Raw genomic sequence first — 16,733 nt, 5'->3', positions numbered from 1 at the left:
ATTTAGGGCTCTAGACCTTATGGATACTGCGCGAGCAGCTCCTGAAACCATAGCAAAAAGCCGGCGCATGCGTCGGCTTTTTGTTTATGCGGCCGGCGCTATCTCCACCACCACCGGCGCGTGGTCGCTGGGGCGTTCGTTTTTGCGGGGCTGTTTGTCAATCGCACAGGCGGTCACGCGGGAGCGCAGGGCTTCGCTCACCAGAATGTGGTCGATGCGTAGGCCGCGATTGCGGCGAAAGCCCGCGTCGCGGTAGTCCCACCAGCTAAAGCTCTTGGGCGGATGGTCGAACAAGCGGTGGCTGTCGTGCAGACCCAGGGAGATGAGTGCGCGCAGGTGGTAGCGTTCTTCTTCGGTGCAGTGGATGGTCTCGAACAGGGCTTCGGGGTCCCACACGTCGTCGTCGTCAAAGGTGATGTTGTAGTCGCCCATCAGCACCAGCTGCGGGTGCCGGGTCAGCTCGTCCTTGACCCAGCGGCGCAGCGCGGTGAGCCATTCCATCTTGTACTCAAACTTGTCACTGCCGGGCTCCTGCCCGTTGGGGAAGTAGGCGCCAATCACGCGTATGCCGTCCACCGTGCCGGTGATGACACGCGCCATGTCGTCGTCAAAGCCGGGGATGTTTTTGAGCACATCGGTGGCGGGGGTACGGGTGAGCAAGGCCACGCCGTTGTAGGTCTTCTGGCCAAACCACTGGGCCTGGTAGCCTGCGGCGGTAAAGGCGTCGGCGGGGAATTTGTCGTCGGTGAGTTTGAGCTCCTGCAGGGCCAGCACATCGACAGGGTTGGCGGCCAGCCAGTCCAGCACTTGCGGCAGGCGCACGCCCAAAGAGTTCACGTTCCAGGTGGCAAGTTTCATGGCGGTGGGCAGTATCGGGTGAGGGGCGTGGAGGTCGACGCATGTAGTATCAGCACCGCATTTTCGCACCATGCCAGAGGCACCTGGCCCTTGCCGCTACCCGGACCTGGTGGCCTGGCTCAGCGTTGCGCTTGGTAGCTGCGCACCCAATCCTGAAACATTTCCGCCGGCATGGGCCTGGCGATGAAGTAGCCCTGCGCGATGTCGCAGCCCATGGCGAGCAGCAGGTCCCACTGTTCCTGCGTCTCCACGCCCTCGGCGACGGTATGGCGGCCCAGGTCGTGCACCAGGTCGATGGTGGAGCGCACGATCAGGGCAGAGTCCTTGTTGGTCTGCATCTGCCGCACGAAAGACTGGTCGATCTTGATGTAACTCACGGGCAATTTCTGCAGGTAGCTCAAGGACGAATAACCCGTGCCAAAGTCGTCGATGTAGAGCGGTATACCGTCGGCTTGCAGGCCCTGTAGCACCCGCAGGGCCAGCTCGGCATCTTCCATCACTGCGCTCTCGGTGATCTCCAGCTCCAGCAGCCCGGTGCGCAGCCCCGCAGCGGCACGCCAGTTCCGGATCTGCTCCAGCAGCGTCTCGTCCCGCAAGTTGCGGGCAGACAGGTTCATGGCAATCGGCATGGCGCTTTGCTGCTCTTCCCACTGTTTGAGAAGCCGCACACCGCTCTGGATCACCCACTCCGTGAGCGGCTTAATCAGGCCTGTATGTTCGGCCAAGCCAATGAATTCGCCTGGGGGAATGATCCCCCGCTCGGCATGTTTCCAGCGCACCAGGGCTTCGGCACCACACACACGGCCGGTCTGCATCTCGACTTTGGGTTGCAGGTAGAGCATCAAATCGCCAGCCGCGATCGCGCGCTGCAGCTCTCCTGCCAGGTTCAGGCGTTGGGTCTGGTCCTGGCTTTGGTGCGGGTCAAACACCACATGGGGCATGCCCGTTTTCTTGGCCTGGTGCACCGCAATGTCCATGTGGCGGTACAGGTCGTGTGGGGTGTTTCCGTGCGCCGGGAACAGGCTCACCCCTATGCGGGCGGACACCTGCAGTGCGATATCTGCCACCGGGAATGGTCGGGCCAGCAAGTCGTTAAGCCGTTGCACAACTGCCAGCGCTGACGCGGTGTCACTGCCGGGCAGCAGGATGGCGAACTCGTCCCCGCGCAGCCGGGCCACACTGGCGTGTGCCGGTGCTGCGGCGCTGATGCGCTCCCCAAACTGCTGCAGCATATGGTCCCCATGGCTGAAGCCCAGGGCATCGTTGATTTCGCTCAGGCGTTCAATATTGGCCTGCAGCACGGCAAAAGACTGCCCGCTGCGTGTGCTGGACGCGATGGTGGTGGACAGCAGTTCGGTGAATTGGGTCTCGTTGGGCAGCCCCGTTAGCGCGTCATACCGTGTCAGTTGGTACATCGCGTCCTGGGTTCTCTGTTGCTCGGCGCGCGCCCGCAAGGTGGTAATGCCAAAGGCCAGGTCGTCGGCAGATTCGCCGAGCAGCGCCACCTCGTCCGTACCAAAGGTGTCGGCCTCCACGTCGTAGATGGCCATGGCGCCGATGACGATGCCGTCTACCCAAATAGGACATGCCAGGGCCGACGCTGCACCGCGCACCTGCGCGCGCCAGGGCGCGTAGCTGGCATCGGTGGCCATATCCGCCACCACCTGCGTTTGGCCGCTGCGTATGGCAGCACCCACGACCCCCTGGCCGTGGAGCTTGTCTGCCCAGGTGGCTTTGAGCTGCCGCAAGGCGGCGATGCCATCGGGGTAGCCGTTCTCGGCCATGGCCAGCAGCGACTGCTGGGGATCATCCAGCCGGTACCAGACAACGGCCATGCCGTAGCCACCTGCGTTCACGATGGCCTCGCACATATGGTTCAGCAGGTCTTGCTCGGTGGTGGCTCGCAACATGGCGCGGTTGCCTGCACTCAGGGTTTTCAGCGCGCGGGTGGCATGTTCCAGCTGGCGCACATGCTGTGCCAGCGTGGTGTTGAGCGACTGAATATCTTCCTCCGCCCGCTTGCGTGCGGTGATGTCATTGCCCAGCACGTAGTAGCCGCTCACCTCGCCCGGGGCATTGCGTTTGGCGATGTATTGAATGACCTGCCACACACCGGGAAAGGGCTGCCAGTCATAGGTCTGGTTTTCTCCCGCCAGCACTTTGGCAATCAGCGGGGCGGCAATCGCGTAGCGTGCTTCCCCCAAAATTTCGCGCACGGTGCAGCAGGTGATGTCGGCGTGCTCCGGGGCAAACCGTTCGCGGTACTGCTGGTTGACATACACATACCGCTGCTGCGCGTCCACATACGCAATCATGGCGGGCACATTGCTGATCACGCTTTGCAAATGGCCTTCACTCTCATGCAATTGCAGCGTTCGCTCCTGCACCCGCTGTTCCAACAAGGTGTTGTAGTCATGAATGGCACGCTGGGCCCGGCGTGCCACTGTTTCATTGCGAAACACCAGCACGACCCCCGTCATTTGGCCTTCGCCGTTGCGGATGGGCGCTGCGCTGTCGGCAATGGGGCATTCACGCCCGTCGCGCGCTACCAGGACCGTGTGGTTGGCCAGTTGCTGCACTTCGTTGGTCGCCAGTACCTGGGCCACCGGGTCAGGCGCGGGGGCACGCGTGTATTCGTGGACGATGTAAAAAACTTCGGTCACGGGTTTGCCGACAGCGGCCTCCAGGTCCCAGCCAGTCAGTTGCTCCGCCACCGGATTCATGCGCCTGACACGGCCTTGCAAATCGGTCGCCAGCACCGCGTCGCCAATCGAATTCAGCGTGGTGGCCAGGTTTCTTTCGTTGTCCGCCAGGGCGCGCTGGCTGGCCCGGGTGTCTTGCAGCTGGCGCCGTATCAGCACATAGGTGGCCGCCAGCAAGGCGAACAACAGCCCAGCCACCAGCAGCCCCATGTAAACCATCACGGCCCGGGTGGCGGACTGCTCCTTGTCACGCGCCGACAGCAAGCGGTTTTCTTCCTGCTCCAGGGCTTGCAACAAGTGATTGACCAGCGCACGGGTCTCGCGCAAGGGGGCGCTGGCGACAAAGGCGTTGGCGGCCTCCATGCCTTGTGTTTTGCGCAGCATCTCCACCTGCCTGGAAATGGCCAAGCGTTGGTCGATCACGGCCCGCAGCTGGGACCAGCGCGCCTGTTGTGGCGGGTTGTCCAGGGTCAGCTGTTGCAGTTGGGCCAGTGTCTTCTCGCGGGCCGCAATGCGCAGGTCGCGCTCTGTGATGTGGGCTGGGTCACCAGAGACCCGAAAGCTCTGCGTGCTCAGTTCAATCTGGAGGGTGTCCGCACGGATGTAGGCCACATTACCCAGCACTTGGTGGGTGTGCGCCACCAAACTGGCGGCGTCGGTGGCGTCTTGGGCCAGCTTCCAGGCGGCTGTGATGAGTGCAGAGACCACACAGGCAGCGGCCACAAATGCGGCGAGCACCTTGGTTTCAAAGCTGGAGCGTGAGTACACAGAATGTTCCCAACCTGCAATGTGTGACGCGTCCATTCTGCATCAGATGCCCGGGGCGGTCCAACATGGAAAAACGCCCTCCATGCCTTGCGGTATGGAGGGCGTGCGGGCCTGGCTGGCTTAGTCTTTTTTGACAAACCAGGCGTCGGTCGCCTTGCGTTCCCAGGCGGCCAGTTGCAGCTCGGCTTCGTCTTTGGCAACGCCGTAACGCTCCTGGATCTTGCCTGCGAGCTGGTCCCGGCGCCCGGCGATGACGTCGAGGTCGTCGTCGGTGAGTTGGCCCCATTGTTCTTTGGCGCGGCCGGTCAGTTGTTTCCAGTTACCTTCAATGCGATCCCAGTTCATGGTGTTCCCTTGGTGAAGTGATAGAGAGAGGAAAACGGGGGCCGACGGCCCCCCAGGATCAAGGACGAACGGTGATTTCGTTCTTGACCGCCTTCACGCCCTTGACGCCCCAAGCCAGCGTGGCGGCGGTGGCTTTCTCGTCGCCACTCTTGGCAAAGCCGGACAGCATCACGGTGCCGTTGAGCGTTTCCACGCTGATGGCGGCGGCATCGACGGTCTTGTTTTCTACAAAGCGGCTCTTCACGGCGGTGGTGATGGCCGTGTCATCGACATAGGCGCCCACGGTGGACTGCCCGCGTTGGACGGCGCAGCCGGTGGCAGTCAGGGTGAGCAGGGCGGCAAAGGTCAGGGCGAGGATAGTGCGAAAGTTCATGGTGAATCTCCAATGGATGGGTGAATAGACGTCCGGATGGACAAGGTAGTGAAAGGGCCCCACTACCGGTGGGCACACGGGAAGGGATCAGTTTTTTCGGAAGAACCCGAACAGGTAGCTCACCACGGCGAGCACCAGGAACACAAAGAACAAAATCTTGCCAATCTCGACCGCGCTGGCGGCGATGCCACCAAAGCCAAACAGGGCAGCGATCAGGGCAATGACAAAAAAGACAACGGCGTAGTGCAGCATTTCGGGGCTCCTAAAAGGGATGCCCCAGTGTGCTTGCCATGGGCTGGAATGGCGATCAGGCAGCCCGCCGTGTGCGTGTGGGCCAAGCGCGCAGGTGCGCGTAGGACCAATCTGACAGGCTCAGGCCGGCGGTGGTGTGTGCTGCGGCAGGCGCGCCAGAATCTGCGTGCCCTGCCCGGGGCGGGACTGCAGATGCAGGCTGCCACCTTCGGCCCCCACCCGAAAACGCATGCCCACCAGGCCGTAGGCCGACTGGGGTTTGGTGCCGGTGTCAAAACCCAGACCGTCGTCGCGCACCGACACCTCCACCTGGCCGGCGCGGCTGCACAGCTCGATCCAGACATTGCGCGCCTGGGCGTACTTGGTGATGTTGGTAATGGCCTCTTGCACCAGCCGGTACACCACCAGTTCGGCCGATGGGCGCAGGGGCACAGGTTCCAGCTGGCAATGCACCGCCACGCCCGATTGGGCCGCGTACTCGCGGGCAAAAATCTCCAGTGTGGCCACCAGACCCAGGTTGCTGAGTGACGAGGGGCGCAGGTCTTCGATGATGCGCCGCCCCAGTGCAATACCGGTATTGAGCGTACCCACCAGGTGGACCAGCAACTCCAGGGCTTCGGGGGCGGTGTTGGCCAGGCGCGACTTGATACGAGCGGCGTCCAGTTTGGCCGAGGTCAGCAGCGACCCCAGCTCATCGTGCAGGTTGCGCGCCAGGCGCTGACGTTCGTCTTCGCGGGCGGTTTGCAAGTGCTGCGCCAGCTCGATCAGTTCGGCCGTGCGGTGCGCCACTTCCACTTCCAGCCGGTCACGTTCCAGCTGCACCACACGTTGCAACTCCATTTGCTGCAGCTTCAGGGCCTGCGATTGGCGCAGGTAGAAAAACAGCGCCAGCAGGCTGATTGCACTCAGCAGCGCCACCCCAAAGCGCCCCAGCGCCAGCGTGACATCCAGCTCGGCACGGCTCGCGCTCACGGCGCGGGTCTGGTACTCCAGCAGCTCGGCACTGGTAGCGCGGATGGCGTCCATCTTCTCGCGCCCGATGTCGGTCATCAGAATTTCCTGGCCCGCCTTGCCGCGGCCTTCTTCATTGAGCCGCAGGGTCAGGGCCAGCTCGGAGAGCTTGGTCTCGGTCAGGCCGTGCAGGCGCTGCAGCAGCGCTTGGGATTCGGGGTCGTTGCCGTAATAGGCGTCCAGCACCCGGTAGGCCTCTTCAATGCGCAGCAGCGCCTGGGCATATGGCTCCAGGTACTCCTTGCGGTGGGTCAGCAGGTAGCCGCGCTGGCCGGTTTCTGCATCCAGCATGCTGCGTTCCAACACCTGAATCTGGGTGCGCGCCGCGCCCATGGCGCTAAGCTCTTGCAAGGTGCCGGCCGAGCGCCAGTACGAAGCCTCACTGATAAACACCGTGGCGGCGGCGGCGGCGAAGGCCAGCCCCATGACCCAAGGGTTGCGTTGAAAGACGGTGAGTGTTTTCATGGACCGGTCGCGGGGAGAACTGTGGGATCATGCCGCATGACTAATTTCCCGTGCCCATGATTCGGATTGCCATCGTTGACGACCACGCCATGGTGCGCGCCGGGCTGCGCCAGTTTTTTGCCGACCAGCCGGACTTTCAGGTGGTGGCCGAGGCGGTGAACGGCCGCGAAGCGCTGGACATCGTGCGCCAGGGCGAGGTGGACGTGATGGTGATGGACATTTCCATGCCCGACCACAGCGGGGTGGACGCGCTGGTGGCCATCAAGGCGCGGGCGCCCGACCTGCCGGTGTTGATCTTGAGCGGTTTTGCCGAGGTGCACTACGCCACCACCCTGCTGCGCCAGGGCGCCAGCGGTTACCTCAACAAGGACTGCGACCCCGAGGACATCGTCAAAGCGATCCGCACCGTGCACCGCGGGCGCAAGTACATCACGCCCGGTGTGGCGGAGCTGCTGGCCGACGGCCTGGCCGATGGGGGCGACAAACCGCTGCACACCCAGCTGTCCGAGCGCGAGCTGCAGGTCTTTTTGCGCCTGGCGCGGGGCGAGACGGTGGGCCACATTGCCACCAGCATGTCGCTGAGTGTGAAAACGGTGAGCACCTACCGCACCCGGGTGATGGAAAAAATGCGCCTGGAGTCGAACAGCGACCTGACCTACTACGGCCTCAAAAACGGGTTGATCCAGTAGTGGCATCAGAAGGCGGGCGCGTTGGCCACGTTGTCACTCGCCAGGGTTTGGCAGTACAGAATCAGCGCCTCAATCTCGGTAGATTTGTCAAACACTTGCTGGGCACCGAGCGCCAGGCAGACAGTGCGCATGTCGGGCGTGGCGTAGTTGCTCAGCACCACCAGATGCCGCTGTGGCCAGCGCTGCCGGGCCGCACGCAGCACACCCAAGCCTGAGCCGCTGCGCAGAAAAATGTCCACGATCACAAGATCCACTCCGTGGGCAGGCTCGGAGAGCCACTGCAGGGCGGCCTGTTCGTCCTCCGCCACACCCACCACGGTGACGGGGGTGAGTTCTTGCAGCGTGGCAATCAGGCTCTGCTGAATGACCGGGCTGTCTTCGACGAGAAACGTGGTGAGCACGGGCATGGCGGCTTGATATTGGTCTAGTGGCCCAGTGTGCCTGCAAACCGGAGCCCCGGCCATGGGTCGCCAGCCCGACTGTGTGTAGGACAAGACCTACGGCTATTTGCGGCGCTGTCTGCTACCCACCGCACTGTGGCGTACAGATACTTCAAGCATCAGAGTTTGCTGATGTTTTATACCAAGGTCGTTCCATGAAAAACACTTCCACTTCCCTGCGTAGCACTGCTGTTGTGCTGGCCCTGCTGGTTTTGAGCGGTTGCGCCGGCATGACCAACCGAGAGAAAAACACCGCCGTTGGTGCCGTCATTGGTGGCGTGGCGGGCAATGTCATCGGGGGCGGCGTGTTGGGCACCGCGGCAGGTGCGGCGGCCGGTGGCGTCATTGGCCACCAAGCCACCAAAAAGTAAGCCGCCGACGGTATCAGCCGCGGGTGTAAGTTACAAAGCTGAACGCCAGCCCGCTCGCCGCTACGTGGCGCTCGCGGGCGGTTTCTTTCCAGGCCTCACCCAAGGTGGGTGCAAAGGCATCACCCGCAAATTCTTGCTCGATCTCGGTCACCACCGCAGTGCTGGCCAGCGGCTCGGCCAGTGCGTACAGCTGGGCCCCTCCAATCACCCACACATCCGCAGATTGCTCACAAAGTTGTAGCGCCTTGCGCAGGTCTGGTGCGGGCTGGGCCCCTGTTTCATGCCAATCTGGCTGGCGCGTCACCACAATGTTGGTGCGCCCCGGTAGCGGGCGAAACTTCGGCGGCAGCGAATCCCAGGTCTTGCGCCCCATGATCACGGGGCAGCCCAGCGTGGTGCGCTTGAAGTGCGCCAGGTCTTCGGGCAAATGCCAGGGCAGGGTGCCGTTCACGCCAATGACACCATTGGCGGCACGCGCATAAATCAGGTGCAGGCGCGGGCTTGAGGCAGCAGCGTTCGTCATGCTCACACCGCCACGGGCGCCTTGATGGCGGGGTGGCTCTCGTAGCCCAGCACCTCAAAATCTTCAAACTGGTAGTCGAAGATGCTCTCGGGCTTGCGCTTGATATTGAGCGTGGGGTAGGCCAGGGGTGCGCGGCTCAGTTGCAGCTCCACCTGCTCGTGGTGGTTGCTGTAGATATGGCAGTCACCGCCGGTCCAGATGAAGTCGCCCACGTCCAGGTCACACTGCTGCGCCACCATATGGGTGAGCAGCGCGTAGCTGGCAATGTTGAAGGGCACGCCCAAAAAGATGTCGGCGCTGCGCTGGTACAGCTGGCAGCTGAGTTTGCCCTTGCCACCCTCTGTCTCGGCCGGTGCCACGTAAAACTGGAAGAACGCATGGCAGGGCATCAGCGCCATCTTGTTGAGCTCGGCCACGTTCCAGGCGCTGACGATGATGCGGCGGCTGTCGGGGTTGGTCTTCAGGGTCTTGATGACGTCGGCAATCTGGTCGATGTGGCCGCCATCCGGCGTGGGCCAGCTGCGCCATTGCACGCCGTACACGGGGCCCAGGTCCCCAGTTTCGGGATTCGCCCATTCGTCCCAGATGCTCACGCCGCGTTCTTTGAGCCAGTTGTTGTTGCTGGAACCGGTCAGGAACCACAGCAGCTCCTGGATGATGGAGCGCAGGTGCACCTTCTTGGTCGTCACCAGCGGAAAGCCTTCATTCAGGTCAAAGCGCATCTGGTAACCAAACACACTTTTGGTGCCGGTGCCGGTGCGGTCAGATTTGAAGACGCCCGTGGTGTACACATGGCGCATGAAGTCTTCGTATTGGCTGCGCACCGGGCGCACGGAGGATGGGCTGGTCATGGCGGAATTCTAGAGGCAGGGTGGAAGGGTACGCCTGTGGCGCTTAGGTCATTCGGTTGAGGGCTGTGGTCAGCGCCAGCAGCGCGATCAGCAAGACCACCACCACTGGCATCACCGCAGAGAGGCCCGCCCAGGTGGCCAGCAGGCCAAAGGCGGCGGGCACCACGGAGCCGCCGATGTAGGAAAACGTCATCTGGCGGCCAATCACGGTGCGGGCTATGTCATCCGGAAAACGCCGTGCGGTTTCGTGCATCAGCGAGGGGAACACCGGCGCACAGCCCAGGCCCATGAGCACCAGCCCCAACTGGGATGCCGCGCCCAGCAGCCCGTGGGCGGCAAACACGGCCGCCCCCACGGTGGCCACGGCCAAGCCCAGCTGCACCAGCTTGCGGTTGCCCAGGCGGTTGGCCACCAGGCCCACACCAAAACGGCCCGCGGTGATGGAGCCAAAGTAAACCGACACCCAGATGCCTGCGTCGGTGGGCGACAGGCCGCGGTCGGTCATCAGAATACTGGCGGCCCACAGGCCGGTGCCCATCTCGGCCGCCACGTAGAACAGGAAGGTCAGCGGTGCCAGCCACAGCGCCAGCGTGCGTACCGGCTTGAAGGTGGTGGCACCGTGTTCGCTGTCCTCGGCCGGGGGCTTGGAGTGTTCTTTGGACCAGAGCGACAAGGTGCACCACAGCACCACGGCCAGGCCTAGCTGAATCAGACCAATGGTTTGCGCGCCGGCCGTCCAGCCGGTGCTGCTAGCCAGTGCCATGCCCATGATCAATGGGCCGGTGGTGGCGCCCACGCCCCAAAAACCGTGCAGCCAGTTCATGTGGCGGGATGAATAGTGCGCCGCCACAAAGTGGTTCAGGCTCGCGTCCACCGCGCCGGCCCCCAGACCCAGCGGAACCGCCAGTGCCACCAGCCAGCCAAACGAGGGTGCATAGGCAAAACCGATCAGCGCCAGCGCTGTCATCAGGCAACTGGTGGCCACCACCGCACCGGTGCCTATGCGCTTGGCAATGGCCCCGGCAAAGTAGCTGGCCGTGGCCGAGCTGATGGTCATGGCGATGGTGATGGCCCCGACGGCCGCCAGCGGCTGGCCCATGTCGGCGCGGATGGCGGGCCAGGCCACGCCCAGAATGCCGTCGGGCAGCCCCAGGCTGATGAAGGACACATACACAATGCCCAGAAGAATGAGGTGTAACACGGTGACGCTCTGAAAAGTCAAATAAAGGGAGTGCAGGTTTTAGGCATCAAATAAGGCTATAGACCCCGTGGAATATGCGCAAGCAGCTACTCTATTGATAGCACCCGGCCCGGGTTCAGCAGGTTGTGCGGGTCCAGCGCACCCTTGATGGCACGCATGGCTTGCAGCGCCACCGGCGATTTGTGGTGCGCCAGTTTCTCGCGCTTCAAGCTGCCAATGCCGTGCTCGGCCGAGATGGAGCCCCGGTAGCGGTCGACCACCTCGTACACCAAGGCGTTGATGGGGCCCTCCTGGTCGCGCAAAAAGGCTTCGGCATCGGCGCCATCCGGGGCCTGCACGTTGTAATGCAGGTTGCCATCGCCCAGGTGGCCGTAGTTGACCAGTCGCGCGCCCGGAAAGTGCTGCGCCAGCAATGCATCGGTCTCGCGCACAAAGGCGGGGATGCGCGACACCGCAATCGAGATGTCGTGTTTGATGTTCAGCCCCTCTTGGGCCTGCGCCAGCGGAATGCTCTCGCGGATGTGCCACAGGGCGCGGGCCTGGGCGATGTTCTCGGCCACTACGGCGTCCAGCACGCAGCCTTGCTCCAGCGCGGCTTCCAGCAGGCGCTCAAACTGGCCGCGCGCATGGCTCTCGGACTCGTGGTCGGAGTTTTCCAGCACCACGCAGTAAGGGCTCATTCCGCCAAACGGCACGTTCTGTTGCGGAAAATGTTTGCGCACCAGGCCCAGCGCAAAGTCGCCCATCACTTCAAAACCGGTCAGCCCCGCATTCAGGTGCTGGTGGGCCAGGCCCAGCAGTTCTACCGCGGCTTCCAGCGAAGGCACGGCGGCAAAGGCCGTGAGCTGGGCCGCGGGCAGCGGGTACATGCGCAGCGTGGCCGCGGTGATCACGCCCAGCGTGCCCTCGGAGCCAATAAACAGGTGGCGCAGGTCATACCCCGTGTTGTCTTTGCGCAGGCCGGTCAGGCCGTCCCACACCTGGCCTTGCGCCGTCACCACTTCCAGGCCCAGGCACAGCTCGCGCGTGTTGCCGTAGCGCACCACCTGCGTGCCGCCCGCATTGGTGGCCAGGTTGCCACCTATGGTGCAACTGCCTTCGGCGGCCAGGCTCAGCGGGAACAGAAAACTTTCTTTCTCACACGCCTCTTGCAGCGTCTGCAGCACGCAGCCGGCCTCTACCGTGACGGTCAGGTTGGCCGCGTCAATGTGGCGGATGCGGTTCAGCCGCTGCAGGCTCAGCAGCACCTGGGTGCCGCTGGCATCGGGGATGGAACCCACCACCATGCCAGTGTTGCCACCCTGGGGCACCAGGCTCACGCCGGCGGCCGCGCAGGCGCTCACCACCGCAGCCACCTCGGCAGTGGTGCCGGGGCGCACTACGGCCAGGGCGCGCCCGCGTTCGCGTTTGCGCCAGTCCTGCTCATACGCAGTCAGGTCGCCATCGGTGAGCACATGGGCATCACCCACGAGGGTGCGCAACGTGGCGCGCAGGGCTTGGGGTTCGGTCATGGGGCAGGGCGGATGGTTGGTGCGTCAGGGGCTGCGGCCAGCTTGGCGTGTTTGAGGCGCAGGCGGATATGGGCAGTGCACGCCACAAAAAGCACGATACACAGCAGCACCTCCAGCAGCGCCAGCCAGTTGCCGGGCGCCTTGTCGCTCCAGGCGCGCACCACGCCTTCGGTGAAATACAGCCACACCATCAGGCTGACCCAGCGGTAGGTGTACATGCGGTTTTTTAGCAGGCCGGCCAGTGGAATACAGAGCGGCAGCACCTTCAGGGCCAAGGTGCCCGTGCCGGTAGGTGCCAGCCACAGCTCCCAGAGCAGGCCCAGCAGGATCAGGCCCACGGTGCTGGTGACGGCGACCCATCGGCTGAGCTGCACGGTGTGGGAAGAGGAGGGAGTGGGGGGAGTTGCTTGCATAGGTAAGCCGCGTAGCTTAAAACAAATGCCAGCCGCGGCCGGGCAGCACGGGGCCAAGCCCCGGCAGAGGGCCGGTTTTCCCCTCTTGCTGGCAGCCGGTGATAGGGATAGGCTGACTCAGCACCGTCGGTGGCTTGGAGTACTGGCAATGAGCTTGCACCTGCGTCAATGGGGATGGATCAGTGGCCTGTGGCTGGGGCTGGCCGTGGGGGCGCAGGCGCAGTGCAACCGCGTGGTGCTCACGGCCGACCCGTCTTACCCGCCCCTGCACTGGTATGACGGCAACACCCTGCAGGGCGCCAGCATTGAAATTGCCAAGCGCGTGCTGACCGAACTGAGAATTCCCTACGAGGTGCGCTACCAGGGGCCGTTTCCACGGATCATGACCTTGGCTGAGCGTGGCGAGGTGGACATGATTGCCACGCTGAAAAAGACGCCGGAGCGTGAGGCCTTCTTGCTGTACCCCAAGACGCCTGCCCTTTCCAACCCGGTGGCCGTGTTCGGCGCGCGTGAACACCCGTTTGAATTCCGTGACCGCGCCGACCTGATCAAGCTGCGCGGAGGCATCACGCGCGGCAACGTGTTTGGCGGCGGGGTGGACGAGTACCTCAGGGACAAGCTCACCATCCAGGAGTCCAACAGCCCCGAGAGCAATTTTGAGAAGCTGGCGCTGGGTCGCATCGACTACTTCATCACCGGCTACTACACCGGAATGGCGCTGCTGCTCAAGCGCGGGGACGAAGAGCGTTTCGTGGTCAAGGAGCCGTATCTGGTGGACAGCCCCAACTACATCGTGCTCACGCGCAATGGCAAGTGTGCGGACAAACTGGAACAGATCGACGCGCGCCTGGCCTTGCTGAAGAAAAACGGTGTGCTGGATGAGTTGATTCGTATGAGTTTTCAGAAGTGGAAGTCTCAGCCCACCCTGGCCGAGAAGTAGGTTTTCCCCCGGCCGTCTGCGCCGGCGCTGATGGCATGATGGCGGGATGCAACTGATCGAACGTCTGAAACCCTGGCTGCGCGACGTGGCCAGCATCCCCTGGCGGGACGCTGCCATCACCCTGCGCGAGCGCTTTCGCGAAGACCGCCTGGGTCTGACGGCCAGCAGCCTCACCTTCACCACCACCATTGCGCTGGTGCCATTTATTACCGTAGCGCTGGCGGTGTTCACCGCCTTTCCCATGTTTGCCAAGTTTCAGGATGTGCTGCAGAAGTGGCTGATCGAAAGCCTGGTGCCCGACAACATTGCGCGCCAGGTGCTGGGTTACCTCAACCAGTTTGCTGGCAAGGCCAGCCGCCTGGGCGTGGCCGGCCTGGCGGTGCTGCTGGGCACGGCGCTGGCGCTGATTTTTACCATTGACCGCACGCTCAACAGCATCTGGCGCGTGCGCAAACGCCGCCCCCTGGGCCAGCGCGTGTTGATCTACTGGGCCGCCATCACGCTGGGGCCGTTGTTGCTGGGGGCCAGCCTGTCGCTCACGTCGTACGCCGTGTCGGCTTCCAAGGGGCTGGTGGGTGGCTTGCCCGGTGGGGTGAGCCTGCTGCTGGACAGCCTGCAATTTGTGCTGGTGGCGTCGGGCATGGCGGCCATGTTTCACTTTGTGCCCAACACCCAGGTGCGTTGGGGCCACGCGTGGATGGGCGGGCTGTTTGTGTCCGCCGGCATGGAGCTGGCGCGCAAGGGCCTGGCCCTGTATTTGAGCAAGGTGCCCACCTATTCGGTGGTCTACGGCGCGTTTGCCACGGTGCCCATTCTGCTGGTCTGGATTTACGTGGCCTGGGTGATTGTGTTGCTGGGCGCAGCGCTGACGGCCTATCTGCCCAGCCTGATTGCCGGTGTGCCACGCCGCCGCCTGGGCCATGGCTGGCAGTTCCAGCTGGCGCTGGAATCACTGCAACTGCTGGAGCGCGCCCGGAGTGGCGTAGACCGAGGCCTGACCCTGACCCAGCTCCGCACCACCATGCAGGTGGACCCGCTGCGGCTGGAGCCGGTGCTGCAAATGTTGGTGGAACTGGACTGGGTGGGGCAGCTCAGCGAAGAGGGCGTGCACGATGTGCAGGCGCGTTACGTGCTGCTGGTAGACCTGGACACCACCGTGCTGGAGCCGCTGATGCGTGCGGCCCTGCTCAAGCCCGATGCGGTGACTGAGAATTTATGGAAAATTGGCCGCTGGCCCTCGACTACATTGCGCGAGGCGCTACAGAAAGAGTAGCGGTTGTTAGGCTGCAGTCGGGGGTTTTTAGAGGGCTGTAGTTCCCGCTTCTCACTTGGACTGACCGGAGTTCGACGGCAAGCGCCCCAAAGCGGTCCTAGCGATGGATCGACTGGTCGCCTGGCAGCGGTCATTTAGGTGCGCTGAACTGCAGACAATGAACGACCGCTTCAGAGAAGCTTGATTTGGATACCGGACTTCGCGTGATGACCAGGAGCCGTCTCTGAAAGTGGCTGAAATCCATAGATACAACGAACGCATCGTGACAGTTCTCGCATCTACGCTTCACCATTCGCTACACCCGTCACATTGCGACGCACCCCGTTTGACAATTGTTCGTCTTCAAACCGTGGACGCACATCGTGAAAAAATCAAACATCCAGACCAAACATTGCATCGATGCTCTGAACCCAATAGACAGTGCAACACTGTCTGCCGCCTTTCAGGGCGAAAAACAGTTTGGCATTGTCTTTGTCGGAGATTGCGTTAGTCGTGCGCTGAACAAAGACAGTCTTTCGTTAGATTTCCCACCGTTCATTCACCGTGCTTTTACAGTTCAAACAGCGCTAGAGGCATCGTTTTTGCACGCAGGCGACCTCGACTTTGTCTTTCTGATTGCGGACCTCGAAACTGACTTGTCACTCGCAGTGCTTGTGGCAACAACACTACAAGCGCAGAGTGTTTTCACCTGTTGCATAGCACTATCGCCAACCAATCCGTTGGATGCGCAACCACTTGTGGGAGTGCGAAGAAACGCAGATACCTACAGAAATGCATCGAAGGCGGTCATCCCTCTTTCGTGGGGCGGCGACCAGGCAGGCATCAACAACGGAATTCGAGTGTGTATTTCCATTGCTAAATCGGCATTGGATGCCAGCTTGATTGGAATTGACTTCGAAGATCTGTGCACCCAGATTTTTCGGCAAGGCTGTGAATGTGCATACGAAATCGAAGCGCATCTATTGGTAGATACATCACAACCGTTACCTGGTCCGCAGTGGCTAAACCAAGCAACTGCGGCCTTGGTCATTGTCGAAACACCTGCAATGAATATGCACGGTATAGCCCGTATCGCTAGAAATTCGATGGGTCTTGTCCGCGCCCAGATGCAACCCAACGCCTTTGTCATATACGCGGCAACGGTAAACAACACACTACAAAGCCAATACACGGTCGCCGTGCTGGCGACAAAAAACCGTGGCGAGTGAAAACTCAAAAGCTTGTAGCTTGCTCAACCCACAAGATTCGATCCCTCAGGTCTTCCGACAAATTGCCGACGACATAAAAGCGCAGACCACCCAATTTCTCTTTAATCTGTGCAATTCGTGGCCAATGCTTTGCAGAAATCCCTTTGCCAATGAGCGACTGAATTTCGGCCTCGCAAGCGCAGCTGAGTTCATCCACCTGCGCAAACCATGCATCCCCGCATTCAATTCAAGGCTCATCTATCGGCTTAACGCAATCTTCACCAGGAGCGCGATAGAGATTTGCGTAGCGGTGAAAAATCTCTCTCTGTAACTTGGTATTCATGGAGCGAACCTACTGATGATTTTGTTTCTGGACTTCGATGGAGTGCTTCATCCCCAATACGAAGACCAAGTCGTTCCGGCATATGTGGCCTTCTGCCATCTGTCTCGGTTTGAACGTGTCATGCGTGACTTCCCGGCGGTACAGGTTGTGATCAGTTCCACTTGACTAATATGAAAAATAGGTTTTCACCTGACATCGCAGCGCGCATTATTGGAGT

Annotated in this window: 18 protein-coding genes; 6 read left to right on the top strand and 12 right to left on the bottom strand. The window is 62.0% G+C overall.

Annotation, left to right across the window (positions count from 1 at the left end; genetic code table 11):
• Window positions 1-84: 84 nt before the first annotated feature.
• The 6 genes from AC097A_RS02090 to AC097A_RS02065 all read right to left on the bottom strand — a co-directional run bounded on the left by AC097A_RS02090 (window position 85) and on the right by AC097A_RS02065 (window position 6,774).
• Window positions 85-858 carry an exodeoxyribonuclease III gene (locus AC097A_RS02090; protein ID WP_479619566.1) on the bottom strand — a complete coding sequence of 258 codons (774 nt, stop codon included), beginning with the start codon at window positions 856-858 and terminating at the stop codon, window positions 85-87.
• Window positions 859-977: 119 nt separating this feature from the next.
• Window positions 978-4,328 (bottom strand): EAL domain-containing protein, encoded by a 3,351-nt coding sequence (locus AC097A_RS02085; protein ID WP_479619565.1) that lies wholly within the window; start codon window positions 4,326-4,328, stop codon window positions 978-980.
• 120 nt (window positions 4,329-4,448) lie between these two features.
• The gene (locus tag AC097A_RS02080) at window positions 4,449-4,673 is read right to left on the bottom strand and encodes a CsbD family protein (protein WP_479619564.1); all 225 of its coding nucleotides are present in this window, start codon (window positions 4,671-4,673) and stop codon (window positions 4,449-4,451) included.
• A gap of 58 nt (window positions 4,674-4,731) precedes the next feature.
• Window positions 4,732-5,046, bottom strand: a complete 315-nt coding sequence (locus AC097A_RS02075) for a BON domain-containing protein (protein ID WP_105259782.1) — start codon at window positions 5,044-5,046, stop codon at window positions 4,732-4,734.
• 87 nt (window positions 5,047-5,133) lie between these two features.
• Window positions 5,134-5,298, bottom strand: coding sequence for a DUF1328 domain-containing protein (locus AC097A_RS02070; RefSeq protein ID WP_105259781.1), 165 nt, complete (start codon window positions 5,296-5,298; stop codon window positions 5,134-5,136).
• A gap of 120 nt (window positions 5,299-5,418) precedes the next feature.
• Complete coding sequence (locus AC097A_RS02065) at window positions 5,419-6,774, bottom strand: CHASE3 domain-containing protein (protein WP_479619563.1); 1,356 nt, start codon at window positions 6,772-6,774, stop codon at window positions 5,419-5,421.
• A 56-nt stretch (window positions 6,775-6,830) separates the two neighbouring features.
• Here AC097A_RS02065 and AC097A_RS02060 point away from each other — a divergent pair, with 56 nt between their 5' ends.
• Entirely contained in the window at window positions 6,831-7,463 is a 633-nt protein-coding gene (locus AC097A_RS02060; RefSeq protein ID WP_315473317.1) for a response regulator, read from the top strand.
• 5 nt (window positions 7,464-7,468) lie between these two features.
• On the opposite strand, the gene AC097A_RS02055 is transcribed toward AC097A_RS02060, so the two are convergent.
• Window positions 7,469-7,870 (bottom strand): response regulator transcription factor, encoded by a 402-nt coding sequence (locus tag AC097A_RS02055; RefSeq protein WP_479619562.1) that lies wholly within the window; start codon window positions 7,868-7,870, stop codon window positions 7,469-7,471.
• A gap of 188 nt (window positions 7,871-8,058) precedes the next feature.
• Between AC097A_RS02055 and AC097A_RS02050 the strand changes: the two genes are divergently transcribed.
• On the top strand, window positions 8,059-8,274 hold the full coding sequence (locus AC097A_RS02050; protein ID WP_315473315.1) for a glycine zipper 2TM domain-containing protein: 216 nt from the start codon (window positions 8,059-8,061) through the stop codon (window positions 8,272-8,274).
• A gap of 13 nt (window positions 8,275-8,287) precedes the next feature.
• Here the strand turns inward: AC097A_RS02050 and AC097A_RS02045 are convergent, their stop codons facing one another.
• The 5 genes from AC097A_RS02045 to AC097A_RS02025 form a co-directional block, all read right to left on the bottom strand.
• Complete coding sequence (locus tag AC097A_RS02045) at window positions 8,288-8,797, bottom strand: dihydrofolate reductase (protein ID WP_479619561.1); 510 nt, start codon at window positions 8,795-8,797, stop codon at window positions 8,288-8,290.
• A 2-nt stretch (window positions 8,798-8,799) separates the two neighbouring features.
• Window positions 8,800-9,648 (bottom strand): thymidylate synthase, encoded by an 849-nt coding sequence (locus AC097A_RS02040; RefSeq protein ID WP_479619560.1) that lies wholly within the window; start codon window positions 9,646-9,648, stop codon window positions 8,800-8,802.
• 43 nt (window positions 9,649-9,691) lie between these two features.
• Complete coding sequence (locus AC097A_RS02035; RefSeq protein ID WP_479619559.1) at window positions 9,692-10,849, bottom strand: MFS transporter; 1,158 nt, start codon at window positions 10,847-10,849, stop codon at window positions 9,692-9,694.
• 86 nt (window positions 10,850-10,935) lie between these two features.
• Window positions 10,936-12,360 carry an FAD-binding oxidoreductase gene (locus AC097A_RS02030; protein ID WP_479619558.1) on the bottom strand — a complete coding sequence of 475 codons (1,425 nt, stop codon included), beginning with the start codon at window positions 12,358-12,360 and terminating at the stop codon, window positions 10,936-10,938.
• Window positions 12,357-12,773: a DUF2069 domain-containing protein gene (locus AC097A_RS02025; protein ID WP_479619557.1), complete on the bottom strand. Its 417-nt coding sequence runs from the start codon at window positions 12,771-12,773 to the stop codon at window positions 12,357-12,359. The genes AC097A_RS02030 and AC097A_RS02025 overlap by 4 nt, the downstream gene beginning before the upstream one ends.
• Window positions 12,774-12,921: 148 nt before the next feature.
• On the opposite strand from AC097A_RS02025, the gene AC097A_RS02020 reads away from it, so the two are divergent.
• The 4 genes from AC097A_RS02020 (at window position 12,922) to AC097A_RS02005 (ending at window position 16,681) form a co-directional block, all read left to right on the top strand.
• On the top strand, window positions 12,922-13,713 hold the full coding sequence (locus AC097A_RS02020) for a substrate-binding periplasmic protein (RefSeq protein WP_479619556.1): 792 nt from the start codon (window positions 12,922-12,924) through the stop codon (window positions 13,711-13,713).
• Between the two features lie 46 nt (window positions 13,714-13,759).
• Window positions 13,760-14,986, top strand: a complete 1,227-nt coding sequence (locus AC097A_RS02015) for a YihY family inner membrane protein (RefSeq protein ID WP_479619555.1) — start codon at window positions 13,760-13,762, stop codon at window positions 14,984-14,986.
• A 362-nt stretch (window positions 14,987-15,348) separates the two neighbouring features.
• Entirely contained in the window at window positions 15,349-16,194 is an 846-nt protein-coding gene (locus AC097A_RS02010; protein WP_479619554.1) for a hypothetical protein, read from the top strand.
• Window positions 16,195-16,531: 337 nt separating this feature from the next.
• Complete coding sequence (locus AC097A_RS02005) at window positions 16,532-16,681, top strand: HAD domain-containing protein (protein ID WP_479619553.1); 150 nt, start codon at window positions 16,532-16,534, stop codon at window positions 16,679-16,681.
• Window positions 16,682-16,733 lie beyond the last annotated feature (52 nt).

It is taken from the genome of Rhodoferax sp. XS2R6, from assembly GCF_056521365.1.
The sequence above is the reverse complement of the archived record's forward strand: the minus strand, read 5'-3'. Positions and strand labels throughout refer to the sequence as shown.

Bases quoted from the DNA above. Each gene is read 5' to 3' on its own strand.
- AC097A_RS02090 (WP_479619566.1), bottom strand. From the start codon at position 858: ATGAAACTTGCCACCTGGAACGTGAACTCTTTGGGCGTGCGCCTGCCG.
- AC097A_RS02080 (WP_479619564.1), bottom strand. From the start codon at position 4,673: ATGAACTGGGATCGCATTGAAGGTAACTGGAAACAACTGACCGGCCGC.
- AC097A_RS02075 (WP_105259782.1), bottom strand. From the start codon at position 5,046: ATGAACTTTCGCACTATCCTCGCCCTGACCTTTGCCGCCCTGCTCACC.
- AC097A_RS02070 (WP_105259781.1), bottom strand. From the start codon at position 5,298: ATGCTGCACTACGCCGTTGTCTTTTTTGTCATTGCCCTGATCGCTGCC.
- AC097A_RS02065 (WP_479619563.1), bottom strand. From the start codon at position 6,774: ATGAAAACACTCACCGTCTTTCAACGCAACCCTTGGGTCATGGGGCTG.
- AC097A_RS02060 (WP_315473317.1), top strand. From the start codon at position 6,831: ATGATTCGGATTGCCATCGTTGACGACCACGCCATGGTGCGCGCCGGG.
- AC097A_RS02055 (WP_479619562.1), bottom strand. From the start codon at position 7,870: ATGCCCGTGCTCACCACGTTTCTCGTCGAAGACAGCCCGGTCATTCAG.
- AC097A_RS02050 (WP_315473315.1), top strand. From the start codon at position 8,059: ATGAAAAACACTTCCACTTCCCTGCGTAGCACTGCTGTTGTGCTGGCC.
- AC097A_RS02045 (WP_479619561.1), bottom strand. From the start codon at position 8,797: ATGACGAACGCTGCTGCCTCAAGCCCGCGCCTGCACCTGATTTATGCG.
- AC097A_RS02040 (WP_479619560.1), bottom strand. From the start codon at position 9,648: ATGACCAGCCCATCCTCCGTGCGCCCGGTGCGCAGCCAATACGAAGAC.
- AC097A_RS02030 (WP_479619558.1), bottom strand. From the start codon at position 12,360: ATGACCGAACCCCAAGCCCTGCGCGCCACGTTGCGCACCCTCGTGGGT.
- AC097A_RS02025 (WP_479619557.1), bottom strand. From the start codon at position 12,773: ATGCAAGCAACTCCCCCCACTCCCTCCTCTTCCCACACCGTGCAGCTC.
- AC097A_RS02020 (WP_479619556.1), top strand. From the start codon at position 12,922: ATGAGCTTGCACCTGCGTCAATGGGGATGGATCAGTGGCCTGTGGCTG.
- AC097A_RS02015 (WP_479619555.1), top strand. From the start codon at position 13,760: ATGCAACTGATCGAACGTCTGAAACCCTGGCTGCGCGACGTGGCCAGC.
- AC097A_RS02005 (WP_479619553.1), top strand. From the start codon at position 16,532: ATGATTTTGTTTCTGGACTTCGATGGAGTGCTTCATCCCCAATACGAA.